The 11926-nt window shown below is 67.4% G+C and carries 14 protein-coding genes; 10 read left to right on the forward strand and 4 right to left on the reverse strand.

Annotated elements, in window-relative coordinates; genetic code table 11:
* Positions 1-137: 137 nt before the first annotated feature.
* Together ACZ5MJ_RS29225 and ACZ5MJ_RS29230 are read left to right on the forward strand one after the other, a co-directional pair.
* Positions 138-1082, forward strand: coding sequence for a type IV toxin-antitoxin system AbiEi family antitoxin (locus ACZ5MJ_RS29225; protein WP_464224465.1), 945 nt, complete (start codon positions 138-140; stop codon positions 1080-1082).
* A complete protein-coding gene (locus ACZ5MJ_RS29230; RefSeq protein WP_464224466.1) occupies positions 1036-1932 on the forward strand; it encodes a nucleotidyl transferase AbiEii/AbiGii toxin family protein in 897 nt (298 codons plus the stop codon). Before ACZ5MJ_RS29225 ends, ACZ5MJ_RS29230 begins: the two co-directional genes overlap by 47 nt.
* A 56-nt stretch (positions 1933-1988) precedes the next feature.
* Here the strand turns inward: ACZ5MJ_RS29230 and ACZ5MJ_RS29235 are convergent, their stop codons facing one another.
* The 4 genes from ACZ5MJ_RS29235 to ACZ5MJ_RS29250 form a co-directional block, all read right to left on the reverse strand.
* Positions 1989-2291 carry a 2Fe-2S iron-sulfur cluster-binding protein gene (locus ACZ5MJ_RS29235; protein WP_464224468.1) on the reverse strand — a complete coding sequence of 101 codons (303 nt, stop codon included), beginning with the start codon at positions 2289-2291 and terminating at the stop codon, positions 1989-1991.
* Positions 2292-2324: 33 nt separating this feature from the next.
* Entirely contained in the window at positions 2325-2642 is a 318-nt protein-coding gene (locus ACZ5MJ_RS29240) for a ferredoxin (RefSeq protein WP_464224470.1), read from the reverse strand.
* Between the two features lies 1 nt (position 2643).
* Entirely contained in the window at positions 2644-2985 is a 342-nt protein-coding gene (locus ACZ5MJ_RS29245) for a 2Fe-2S iron-sulfur cluster-binding protein (protein ID WP_464224471.1), read from the reverse strand.
* 81 nt (positions 2986-3066) lie between these two features.
* Positions 3067-4605, reverse strand: coding sequence for a hypothetical protein (locus ACZ5MJ_RS29250; protein ID WP_464224473.1), 1539 nt, complete (start codon positions 4603-4605; stop codon positions 3067-3069).
* 443 nt (positions 4606-5048) lie between these two features.
* Between ACZ5MJ_RS29250 and ACZ5MJ_RS29255 the strand changes: the two genes are divergently transcribed.
* The 8 genes from ACZ5MJ_RS29255 to ACZ5MJ_RS29290 all read left to right on the forward strand — a co-directional run bounded on the left by ACZ5MJ_RS29255 (position 5049) and on the right by ACZ5MJ_RS29290 (position 11761).
* The gene (locus ACZ5MJ_RS29255; protein ID WP_464226638.1) at positions 5049-5744 is read left to right on the forward strand and encodes a sulfite exporter TauE/SafE family protein; all 696 of its coding nucleotides are present in this window, start codon (positions 5049-5051) and stop codon (positions 5742-5744) included.
* 69 nt (positions 5745-5813) lie between these two features.
* Complete coding sequence (locus ACZ5MJ_RS29260) at positions 5814-6746, forward strand: ornithine cyclodeaminase family protein (protein ID WP_464224475.1); 933 nt, start codon at positions 5814-5816, stop codon at positions 6744-6746.
* A gap of 176 nt (positions 6747-6922) precedes the next feature.
* On the forward strand, positions 6923-7654 hold the full coding sequence (locus ACZ5MJ_RS29265; protein ID WP_464224477.1) for a TenA family transcriptional regulator: 732 nt from the start codon (positions 6923-6925) through the stop codon (positions 7652-7654).
* A gap of 24 nt (positions 7655-7678) precedes the next feature.
* The gene (locus ACZ5MJ_RS29270; protein ID WP_464224480.1) at positions 7679-9124 is read left to right on the forward strand and encodes an aldehyde dehydrogenase family protein; all 1446 of its coding nucleotides are present in this window, start codon (positions 7679-7681) and stop codon (positions 9122-9124) included.
* Positions 9125-9153: 29 nt separating this feature from the next.
* The gene (locus tag ACZ5MJ_RS29275) at positions 9154-9633 is read left to right on the forward strand and encodes a GlcG/HbpS family heme-binding protein (RefSeq protein ID WP_464224482.1); all 480 of its coding nucleotides are present in this window, start codon (positions 9154-9156) and stop codon (positions 9631-9633) included.
* A 32-nt stretch (positions 9634-9665) separates the two neighbouring features.
* Positions 9666-10667, forward strand: a complete 1002-nt coding sequence (locus tag ACZ5MJ_RS29280) for a 2Fe-2S iron-sulfur cluster-binding protein (protein ID WP_464224484.1) — start codon at positions 9666-9668, stop codon at positions 10665-10667.
* A gap of 71 nt (positions 10668-10738) precedes the next feature.
* Complete coding sequence (locus ACZ5MJ_RS29285; protein ID WP_464224487.1) at positions 10739-11446, forward strand: GntR family transcriptional regulator; 708 nt, start codon at positions 10739-10741, stop codon at positions 11444-11446.
* Positions 11447-11584: 138 nt separating this feature from the next.
* Positions 11585-11761, forward strand: coding sequence for a hypothetical protein (locus ACZ5MJ_RS29290; protein WP_464224489.1), 177 nt, complete (start codon positions 11585-11587; stop codon positions 11759-11761).
* Positions 11762-11926: the final 165 nt, after the last annotated feature.

Here is an 11926-nt window from a genome sequence, read left to right on the forward strand (position 1 = left end):
AAGTGGACCATAGGACATCGGTTGCTGACGACGGGTTGCTCGACGCGGCGGCCCGGGCGTTCCACGAGGCCACGGCCATGCACGCCGTCCCCCAGTCCACGGAGCCTGCCGCGCCTGGCCCCCGCTTGGGCGGGGCAATGCGCTTTGACCTGGGGCAGGGCCGGATCTTCACGCTGCCCGTTGCGGTCAAGCGCTCCGTGGATCGCTTTTCAGCCATCGCCCACGTCGCCGAGCTGCAGCATCGCGCGGGGCGAAAGCTGCTGCTGGTGACATCTCACGTGTCGCCTGAAATGGCGGACCGCCTGCGCAGCAACGATATTGCCTTTCTCGATACTGCGGGAAACGTGTCGCTGGCCTTGCCGGATGCGCTCCTGTATGTCGTGGGGCGGCGACTGCCTGAGCAGGGCATGCCGAAGCAGCGTGCGCGCACAGGCAGCCCGAAGCAACTTGAAGTCCTGTATGCCTTGATGACCCGTCCGGAACTGCTGGCCGCGCCTTACCGGACGATCGCCAGCGCGGCGGGTGTTGCGCTGAGCACGGTCAACCTTGCGCTGGACGACTTGCTGAATCGTGGCCTGCTGGCAGTCGGCCCCCATGGCAAGCGCTGCTTCAGTGACTGGGATCGGGTGCTGGACGAATGGGCGACGCTGTATCCGCTGCGGCTCAGGCCTAAGCTGCCATCGCGGCGCTTTGCCGCGACACGGCTCGACTGGTGGCATGCGATCGACCTGGCCCGGCACGATGCCGTCCTGGGCGGAGAGGCGGCCGCAGAGAAGCTCGCTCATAATCTGCGGGCTGAGCGCATCACGCTGTACGCGGGCTCGGTAACTCCTCGCGAACTACTCCTCGAAGCAAGGCTGAAAGCGGACCCCGATGGCGAAGTCGAGGTCGTGCAGCGCTTCTGGCCCGCTTCATCCAGGACTGACACGACTTTCACACCGGATGTTGCGCATCCCATCCTGGTGTATGCGGACCTGCTGGATACCGGAGAATCGCGCAACGTCGAGGCTGCGCGGCAGATAAGAGAGACACTCCTTGCCCATCGTCCATGTACTCCCGGCGATACGGCCGATCGAGGCTGACAGCAAATCCTTGCTTGGCGACCTGGACGCAGTCGCCAGACAACTTGGCATCCGCTACTTCGTTGGCGGCGCGACGGCCAGGCAGGTCATCCTGGAGAATGTCTTTGGCAATCGGCCGGCCCGGCGCACGCACGATATCGACATCGGCATCTGCATCGCCGACTGGACGGAACATGAAGCCCTGGGCCGGCAATTGGTCGCTACGGGCCGGTTCAGGCCGGTCAGCAAGAACCCGCACAAGCTGACCTATCACCGCGATGGGGACCGCGTGATGGTCCTGGACGTGATTCCCTTCGGCGACATCGAGAATCCGGCTGCCAGCATAGCGTGGCCGCCGGCCCTGGACACGGTGATGAATGTTGCTGGGTTCCGGCAAGCCTTTGACGCGGCGATCCGCATTGTCGTCGACGACGGCCTGGTCATTCCGTTTGCATCGCTGCCGGGGCTGGCAATGCTCAAGCTCCTTGCGTGGCATGACCGCCATGGCGACGACCGGCGCGACGCTACCGATCTGCTGACCCTGCTCTGCAGTTATGAATCGGCGGGCAACCAGGACCGACTGTTCGGACAGGAAGCCGACCTGCTGGAGAGATACGACTTCGATATCGATATCGCCGCAGCGGCCTTGCTGGCACGTGATGCGGCTGCGTTGGCTCTCGGGGCCGAAGCGGTGACGAAGCAGCTCGTCACGATACTTGGGGACGAGCGTGTCTTCCATCTGCTGCTTGACCACATGGCCTTTGGCGATCGCCTGGCAGTCGCTGGAGACGGCAGGGATCCACGACGGGTACATCCACGGATGCAGGCGTTTCGCGCGGAGTTCCTGCCGTTGCTCGGATTGGAGCCGTAGGTTCAATGCGCGTCGCGGCCGCTGCAATCATCTCCAGCGGCTGCTCGTCCTCGGAATCACCCCCGCACCGTCTCCCTGGGCTGCCACGACACCGCGATGTCCCCTTCGATAAAAGTCTGGCAGGCCAGCCGGAACCCCGTCGCCAGTTCCTCCTCCGTCAGCAGCTTCTTTTCCTTCGGCTTGACCGCGTCCGTATGCTCGTGGCCCTGTTCGATGCGGCATTTGCAGGTGCCGCACAGGCCGCCGCCGCACTTGAAAGGGATGCCGCCCTGCTCGCGCAGCGACACGCGCAGCAGGTTGCTGTTGACCGGCGCGCTGACGGTCTTGCCGTGGTTGGTGACGAAGGTGATCTGGATCATGGCGAGGATTGCCTGAGGGGCAGGCGTTAGTAGTCAGGAGCAGCCGCCAACGGCGACCGGAGTCGGCACCAGGGCGATGTCCATGCTGCCGAAGCTGGCCAGCTCGCGCAGCGCGGCGCGGGCGGCTTCCAGCGTGGCGTACTTGTCGAGGAACTTGGTCGACACCAGGTTGACGATGCCGGGCGGGGCTTCTTCCAGCACCCGCACCTTGGTGTCGGCGGCCAGTTCGGCGATGACGAAGCGTGCGGTGCGCTTGCCGTAGAAGACGTAGTCGTACGCTTCCACTGCGGTCACGCCCGCCGTGGGCTCGGTGCGGAACTGGCCGGGGCGGCTGGTGAGAAGGACGAACATGTCAGGCATCCGCGCTGGCCGTGGCCACGGTGGCAGGTGCCTGGGCGGGCAGGTCGTCCTGGGCCAGTTCGATGTCATGTTCGATCCAGAGCTGGCAGGCCAGCCGGTAGCCTTGCTCGAGCCGCTCGCCGAGTTGCTTCTTCTCCTTCCAGTTCGGCGGCGGCAGGTGTTCGGCGCCGGCGATCACGCGGCAGGCGCACCTGGAGCACTTGCCCATGCCGCACTCGTAGCGCAGGTTGGGGTAGGGGAACTGGCGGATCCCGGCGCGGACGACCAGGTTGGTCTGGGGTTTGACCTCGTCGACGAAGGTCTGGCCCTGCTTGTGGAAAATGACTGTCGGCATGGCGCGGTTCCTGCCGGGCTGGCCGCCCGGCGTCATGAAAGCTCGGAAAAGGAATCGATGGGACACTAGCGTTGTGGCCGGCTACGACCACAACACCATGGCGGCCACGGTGGAGCAGGCCAGCCCGATCAGCACCGGGATCAGCAGCGCGCGCACCGCTTCCAGCACCGGCACGCGGGCGAAGCCGGCCACCGCGATCAGCGACGACCACGCCACCAGCGTGCCGCCGCCGGTCCAGACCGCGCCCATCTGGCCCACCGCGGCCAGCGTGGCGGGGTCGAAGCCGACCACCGGGCCGAGCGCCCCGGCCAGCGTTCCGGTCAGCGGCAGGCCTGCGAAACCTGAGCCGTCGATGCCGGTGATCATGCCGACCAGCAGCACCCCGAAGGCGACCAGCACGTGGTTGTCCGGAATCATGTGCTGGTAGGCCTGGATCAGCTCGAACAGCAGGCTCGGTGCCTTGCCCGGCGGCAGGCCCAGGATCTGCGCGGCGGTTTCGCCGGCGCCGACGAAGAAGAAGCCCGCGATCGGCAGCACCGAGCCCATCGCCTTGAAGGCGAAGACAAAGCCGTCGGTGATGTGCTCAGGGCAGACGTCGAGCATGCGGCGCGGGCCTTCCGCGGCCAGCGTCGCCAGCATCATCAGCACCGCCGCGACGCCACCGACCAGTGCGGCCGCATCGCCACCCTTGAGGTCCTGCACCCCGGTGCCGAGCTTGGGCAGCACCATGACGGCGACGACGGCGAGGAAGGCGACGGGCGTCACGATCGCGAAGCATTTGGACCACTTCACCCGGCGCCGGGCCACCATCGCCAGGCTTGCCTCGATATTGCTGTCGGTGGCCAGCGGCTCGGCGTGGGCGGTGCCCCTGGCGATCTCGGCCTTGTCGAAGGTGCCGCTGCCGTCGACCGGCTCGGCGCCGCCGCCGGCGCGTGCCTGCCAGCGGTCGAGCAGGGTGCCGCAGGCGGGAACGATGTGCTTGCGCATCGACAGGTACGCCAGGCACAGCGCAATGCCGCCGGTGATGATCGACAAGGCCAGCGCACGGTCTGCCACCACCGCGGCGCTTACCGCCGCGCCGGCCGCCTTGGCACTGATGCCTGGCGCCACGCCGATCACATAGTCCGACGACAGCGCCATGCCCTGGCCGGCGATGGCGATGGCCATCGCGCCCGCCAGCGGCGGCAGCCCCGCCGCGATGGCGGCCGGCAGCAGGATCGCGGAGACCAGCGGCACCGCCGGCGTCGGCCAGAAGAACAGCGAAATGACGTAGGTGATGCCCGCCAGGATAAAGAACGCGGAATGCCCGTTCTTCATCACCATGCGGAAGGGCTCGACCATGCGGATGTCGGAGCGCAGCGTCTTGAGCGCATTCAGCAGCGCCGTCATGAACGCGATCACCAGGAAGATATTGAACAGTTCCTTGGCGGCGACCAGGCTCGCGGAAAACACCCCGCCAAGCGCCGAAACCGGGCTGCCGGTCAGCGCAAAGACGACCAGGGCGGTGCCGACGATCGACGGTACGACAACATTGGCGCGCAGGATCATCGTCAGCACGATGACTGCTACCCCTGACAGATAGATCCAGTGCGCGGCACCGATCACGACTTGTTGTGACATGAAGACTCCCTGGGGGCGGAGGGTTGTGGGCCCGGGTTCCTGTCGGCTTCGGAATCCGTTTCGGTATACTATATTCCAGAGATATTGCGTGACAACAGGTTTTTCATCCGGACTTACGCTTAGAACAGAACGGTGCAAGTCGTCGAATTCCGCACATTTATTGGGCTTCGGGGGCGACCGAGTCGCCTCGTCATGGTGCGGCGCCGATGAATGGTTTGCCCGGCTTCACTTATATATGTAGACTGTATACCGTTATTCTGTGGTTCACGTGCGTAGTGCGAGCAAGATGAGCAGGAGGCGTGCCCGTCCGGGGCCGCTACCTTCCTCGCGCGTCATGCGCCTTTCCTGCCCGCTGTCCCGATCACGCCGCCATGACCTCTGCCTTGCCCGCCACCTTGTTCTCCCTGCTCCCCGCCGGCCTGTCCCTCTCCGCCTATCTGTGGATGGGGGCGCTCGTCCTCGCGGGCGCCTGCCTGCAAGGCGTCGGTGGGATCGGTTTTGCGATGCTGTCGGCGCCGCTGGGGGCGATCTTCTTCCCGGACCTCGTGCCGGGGCCGCTGCTGGCGATGGGCTGTTGTCTGTCCCTGATGGGCGCGCTGCGCGAGCGCGAGGCGATCGCGTGGCGTATCGCGGGCTTCGCCCTGGTCGGGCGCGCGCTGGGCGGGGCGGTGGCGGTGCTGACGATGGCATGGCTGGCGCCGGGGCCGCTGGCGGTGCTGTTCTCGGTATCGATCCTGGCTGCGGTAGCGCTGAGCCTGCTGGGCTGGCGCCTGCTGCCGACGTCGCCCAACGTGGCGATCGCCGGCACGCTGTCGGGCTTCATGGGCACGATCACCTCGGCCGGCGCGCCGCCGTTTGCGCTGGTCATGCAGCACATGGCGCCGGCGCCGATGCGCGCGACCATGGGCACCATCCTGTCCGGCGGCGCGGTGCTGTCGCTGGCCATGCTCGCGCTGGCGGGGCGCTTCGGCTTGCCGCAGCTGGTGCTGGCGGCGGCGCTCGCGCCGTTCCTGCTGGCCGGCTTTGCGCTGTCGAACCGCCTGCGTGGGCACGTCTCGCCCGGCACGGTGCGCCGCCTGCTGCTGGGACTGTGCGCAGCCGGGGCGCTTGGGGTGCTCGGGCGAGCGGCGTTTGCCTGACGCTTCCTGCGCCCGGTTGCCCTCTTCGTATTCCTGTCTTTCCCTGCCAACCCAATCAGCGGAGTTCCCATGCAGCACATCACAGACGCGATGATCGATGCCCACGTCAGCCCGGAGGATGCCCGGCAAGTCATGGAAGCCGCGTTTTCCAGCTTCGGGCGCGGCGACGCCGCGATGCAGGAGCGCATCCGTACCGAGGCGGGCGGCGTCAAGCTGTCCACGCTGGGTGCGGTGCTGCCGCAGCAGGGCGTGGCGGGCGCGAAGGTCTACACCACCATCAACGGCCAGTTCTCCTTTGTCATCCTGATCTTCTCGACCGAAGACGGCCGGCCGCTGGCCTCGTTCGACGCCGGCGCCATCACGCGCCTGCGCACGGCCGCCTGCACCACGCTCGCGGCGCAGCGGCTGGCCCGGCCCGGGGCGCGCACGCTGGCGCTGTTCGGCGCCGGCACGCAGGGCGTGCAGCACGCGCGCCAGCTCACTGAGACGCTCGGGCTGGCGCGCATCCTGGTGTCCGATCCGCACGCCGATGCCGGCATGCCGGCGCGGCTGTCGGTGCTGTGCGGCATCCCGGTCACGGTGGCAGAGCCCGATGCAGCCGTGTCCGAGGCCGATATCGTGGTCACCGCGTCGCGCGCGACCGCGCCGCTGTTCGCGGGCGCATCGATCCGGCCTGGCGCCTTCGTTGCCGCCATCGGCTCCAGCCTGCCGCATACACGGGAACTGGACGACACCGCGCTGCGCCGCGCCGCCGCCGTGGTGGTCGAGTGGCGCCCGCAATCCGTGCGCGAGGCCGGCGATATCGTGCTGGCCGATCCGCAGGCCCTTCCCCGCGAGAAGATCGTTGAACTGGGCGAGGTGGTCCTGGGCAAGGTGTCGCCGCGCCAGCGGGACGACGACATCGTGATCTACAAGTCGGTCGGCGTAGGGCTGGAAGACGTGGCGCTGGCGGGCTTCGCGTGGTCCCGCATCACTGGCGCGGCGGACCGCCGCGCGGCCTGAGCCCCATCGCCCCGGCCCGTTCCGGGTAAACACCAGCGTGATTAGTCAACGAAGCCCTTGTCGTCATTCGTTGACTGTATATAGTATACCGTCATGCAAGGGGCGATCGATTCGCGAAGCGCCCCCGGCATCCAACCCACTCAATTGCCCCACATCGCCAACCAGGAGCCTCCGCCATGGCCGAACTGATGAACCGTGAAGCATTCCGCGCCGCCCTCGAAGAAGCCATCAAAGGCAAGAGCGCCAACAAGGCGCCGTTCAGCGTGGCCTGGGCCAGCGGCAAGCTGACCCGCGCGCATCTGGCACGCTGGGCCGAGAACCACTATCACTACGTCGGCCCCTTCGCGGACTACCTGGGCTACATCTACGCCCGCACGCCGGACCGCTATACCGAAGCCAAGGATTTCCTGCTGGCCAACATGTATGAGGAAGAGATCGGCGGCGACCGCCATACCGATCTGCTGATCCGCTTTGCCGAAGCCTGCGGCACCACCCGCGAGCGCGTGATCGACCCGGACAATATGTCGCCCACCACCCGCGGCCTGCAGAGCTGGTGCTACGCCGTGGCCATGCGTGAAGACCCGATCGTGGCCGTGGCCGGCCTGGTGGTCGGGCTGGAGTCGCAGGTGCCGTCGATCTACCGCAAGCAGACCCCGACGCTGCGCGACAAGTACCAGTTCACCGACGAGGAAGTCGAGTTCTTCGACCTGCATATCGTCTCGGACGAGATCCACGGCGAGCGCGGCTACCAGATCGTGCTGGAGCACGCCAATACGCCGGAACTGCAGCAGCGCTGCCTGAAGATCTGCGAGATCGGCGCGCAGATGCGGCTGCTGTACACGACGGCGCTCTATCACGACTACGTCGAGCAAGAACTGCCGCTGCCCGAACTCGACATGGCCGCCTGAGCCGCCTCCGCTACCGGATCGACGATGACCGCATTCCTCAACCATATCGACGGCGAATGGACGGCCTGCCAGTCGGGCCACACCTTCGACAACATCAACCCGGCCGATACGGCCGATATCGTGGGCCGCTTCCAGGCGTCTGCCGCGGTCGACGCGCAGGCGGCCGTCGCCGCCGCGGCGGCTGCGTTCGCCGGCTGGAAGAAGACCCCGGTGGGCAAGCGCGCCGCCATCCTCAACCGCGCCGCCGACCATCTCGAGGCCAACGCCGACAGCATTGCCGCCGAGCTGACCCGCGAGGAAGGCAAGGCGCTGGCGCTGGCCCGCGACGAAGTGCTGCGCTCGGCCCAGACGCTGCGCTTCTATGCGGTGGAAGGGCAGACCTTTACCGGCGAGGTGTACCCGAACGACGACCCCGACCAGCTCGTCTACAGCCAGCGCGAGCCGCTGGGCGTGGTGACGGTGATCGCGCCGTGGAATTTCCCGGTATCGATCCCGGCCCGCAAGATCGCCCCGGCGCTGGTGACCGGCAATACGGTGGTGTTCAAGCCCTCGTCCGAGGCGCCGCTGTCGGGCTACCGGCTGGCCGAGGCGCTGGTCAAGGCCGGCCTGCCCAAGGGCGTGCTGAACTTCATCACCGGCAGCGCGGCGGAAATCGGCGCGGCCATCACCGAGGCGCCGGCCGTGCGGGCGATTTCATTCACCGGCTCGTCGCGCGCCGGCGAGCAGATCCACCGCGCCGTGCCGCTGACCACGCGCACGCAGATGGAGCTGGGCGGCAAGAACCCGCTGATCGTGATGGAAGACGCCGACCTCGATCGCGCCGTCGACCTGACCATCAAGGGCGGCTTCTCGCTGTCAGGGCAGGCTTGCACCGGCACCAGCCGCGTGCTGGTGGCGGAGGCGGTCAAGGCGGCATACACCGAACGGCTGCTGGCGAAGGTGGCGACGCTCAGGGTCGGCAGCGGCATGACCGCCGGGATGGACCTTGGGCCGCTGGCCTCGCACAAGCAACTGGAAACGGTGCTGCGCTATATCGATATCGGCAAGTCCGAGGCGACGCTGCTGTGCGGCGGCGCGCGCCTGACCGGCGGCGACTTCGACAAGGGCTTCTACGTGGCGCCGACGGTGTTCACCGACGTGACCGGGCAGATGCGGATCGCGCGCGAGGAGATCTTCGGGCCGGTGATCGCCATCCTGGGCTTTACCGACTACGCCGACGCCATCGCCAAGGCCAACGATACCGAATACGGCCTGGCCGCGGCCATCGTCACCAGCAACCCGCGCTACATCCACCACTTCGCCACGGACATCGAGGCGGGCACGGTCAAGGTCAACCGCACCACCACCGGCAACCTGGTCAACGCGCCGTTCGGCGGGATCAAGCGCTCGAGCACCTCGACCTTCCGCGAGTCGGGGCGCACCGGGCTGGAGTTCTACACGCAGGTCAAGACGGTCTACCGCGGCGCCTGAGCCCGGCCGTTGCAAGGAGTCACTGAAACATGAAAAAAGCCATCAAGCTGGAACTGCGCGAAGCGCGCCATATGGTTGCCGCCGCGATCCGCCGCTCCGGGGAAATCGGCGTGCTGGAATCGATCTGCGTGGTCGACGAGGGCGGCTATCCGCTCGCGCTGGAGCGCATGGACGGCGCCCGCATCACCGGGCCGCAGATCGCGTGGAACAAGGCGTTCACGGCCGCCGGCCACAAGCGCTCCACGCACCTGTTCACCACCCCGCCCAACGGGCCGGCGCTGCCGGGCAATGAGGCCTTCGGCATCCAGTGGAGCTTCGAGGGCAAGTTCGCCGCGTTCGTGGGCGGCTTCCCGATCGTGGTCAACGACGAGGTCATCGGCGGCATCGGCCTGTCGGGCGGCAACGGCGAGCAGGACACGCAGGCCGGGCTGGCCGCGCTGCAGGCGCTGGCCGAACTGCTGGCGCCGCAGGACCTGAAGGTGCTGGTGCAGGCCGATATCAAGAAGTAAGTCCGAGTCAGCACGACTCTCGCGGAGGTTCCATGTCGTACCGCATCCAGATCGCCGAGACCCAGCAGGTCTTTTTCGTTGAACGCGGCGAAACCCTGCTGCAGGCCGCCGGGCGCGCCAGCATCGCCTTGCCGCACGATTGCCAGCTGGGCGGATGCGGCACCTGCCGCATCCGCCTGCTCGACGGGCAGGTGCGGTATGACGAGGAACCGTTCGGCCTGGCCCCGGACGAGGCCGCCGCCGGCTTTGCGCTGGCCTGCCAGGCGCAGCCGCTGGGGGACCTGGTCATCAGCACCGCGCGCGCGGACGAGGCATGCGCCGAGCCAGCACGCTATCGGGCGCTGGTGCGGGCCGTGCGCCCGTTTTCAGCCGACGTCCTGCACATCGAACTGGAGGTGCCGGACGCGGGCGCGCTCGACTATCGCCCAGGCCAGTACCTCAAGTTGATGAGCGAGGACGGGCGCGCGCGCAGCTTCTCGATGGCCTCGGTGCCGCGCGACGGACGGGTCGACCTGCACGTGCGGCGTATTCCGGGCGGCGCCTTCACCGACGGCATCCTGCCGCGGATGAAAGCGGGCGACGCCGTTGACGTCGAACTGCCGCTCGGCAGCTTCTTCTACCGCGCCCGCGATTACCGGCCGCTGCTGATGGTGGCCACCGGCACCGGGCTGGCGCCGATCAAGGCGATCCTGGAGTCGCTGATGGATGATCCCGACTGCCCGCCGGTGTCGCTCTACTGGGGCATGCGGCAGCCGGAAGACCTGTACCTGCACGCCGATATCCCCGCCTGGGGCGAACGGCTGTACGACTTTCAGTATGTGCCGGTGCTGTCCCGTGCCGGGGATGGCTGGCAGGGCAGGCGCGGCCACGTGCACGACGCGGCGCTGGCCGACCTTGGCGACCTCGGCGAGCACGCCATCTATTTGTGCGGCTCGCCCAACATGATCCGTGACGCCCGTGCCGCTTTCCTGGCGTGCGGGGCCAGTGCGGAGCACATCTACGCGGACAGCTTCACCTTCCAGCACCATTGTTAAGACATGACGGTATACAGTGGGTGGCTGGTATACAATGACGCCAGCCTTCCCGCTTACGCTTCTGCCGACCCATGTCCATCACTCCGTCTCCTGCCGCGCCCGCCGAGCCACTGAGCCTCGGTGCCAGCCACTCGCCGCTATTCGCCCTTGTTACCGACAAGCTGCGCGAAGGCATCCTGAACGGCAAGTACGCCCCGGGCGAGCGTCTGGTGGAGAACAAGCTGTCGGCCGAGCTGGGCGTGTCGCGCATCCCGGTGCGCGAGGCGCTGCGCGCGCTGGCCAGCGAAGGGCTGGTGCTGATCGAGCCGCGCCGCGGCGCGTCGGTGGCGAGCCTGTCGCCGGTGATCGCGCGCGAGATGGTCGAGGTGCGCGCGACGCTGGAAGGACTCAATGCCAAGCTCGCCGCGCAGCGCCGCGACCCGGCGCTGGTTGCGGAGCTGGAAGCCGTGCTGCGCCAGGGCATGGATGCCGCCGCGCAGGGCCGCGCGGATGAACTGCTTGCCCTCAATAGCCGCTTCCATGAAGTGCTGGGCACCATTGCCGCCAACAGCGTGCTGCAGGAAATGATGCGTTCGCTGCGCGAGCGCACCGCAGTCCTGTTCGGGCCTGCCAACGTAGTGCGCGCACGCCAGAACTGGGATGAGCACGCCCAGATCCTGCAGGCGGTCATTGCCGGGGATGCCGATCTTGCCGCCTTGCTGGCCGCCCGCCATGTCTACAGTGCCGCCAAGGCAGCGGACTTGCCGGTGGACGGGCAGGGCAGGGCGGAGGCGGCCTGAGGGCATCGGCCCCGGTCTTTTTCTCCCGGTCGTCAGTCTTTCGTTGCATGCCCGGCAATTGGGCATTGCATGCGCCGTCATGACGCATTGCACCAATTTAGGTATACTGTAGGCATTCCAGATCCATAGGGACGTACCATGCAGTCGCCTGAGCAACGCTATCTCTCGCAACCCATCGGCCAGCAACTGCTGCACCACTATGCCGCGCGCGATGCCGTCCGCCATGCCACGCCGCTGCTGCCGCTGCGCCTGCGCGATATCGGCCGCTTCTTCCTGGCGCTGGGCGGCCGCACCCCACGCCGCGGCCATTGCTGATCCAGCCTGACTGACCCGGCGGCGTCATCGCGCCGCCGCTGCCTCCTGGCGGGCGTTCTGCCTGCCGACCCGCCCCCGCGCTCTACCCATTTCTCCGCCGCGTGCTGCTACGTGCCCGCTCGCGGTACTTTCCCTTGCGCTCCACGCAATACGGAATATAGTATA

The sequence above is a fragment of the Cupriavidus sp. LA-1 genome (genome assembly GCF_055385985.1).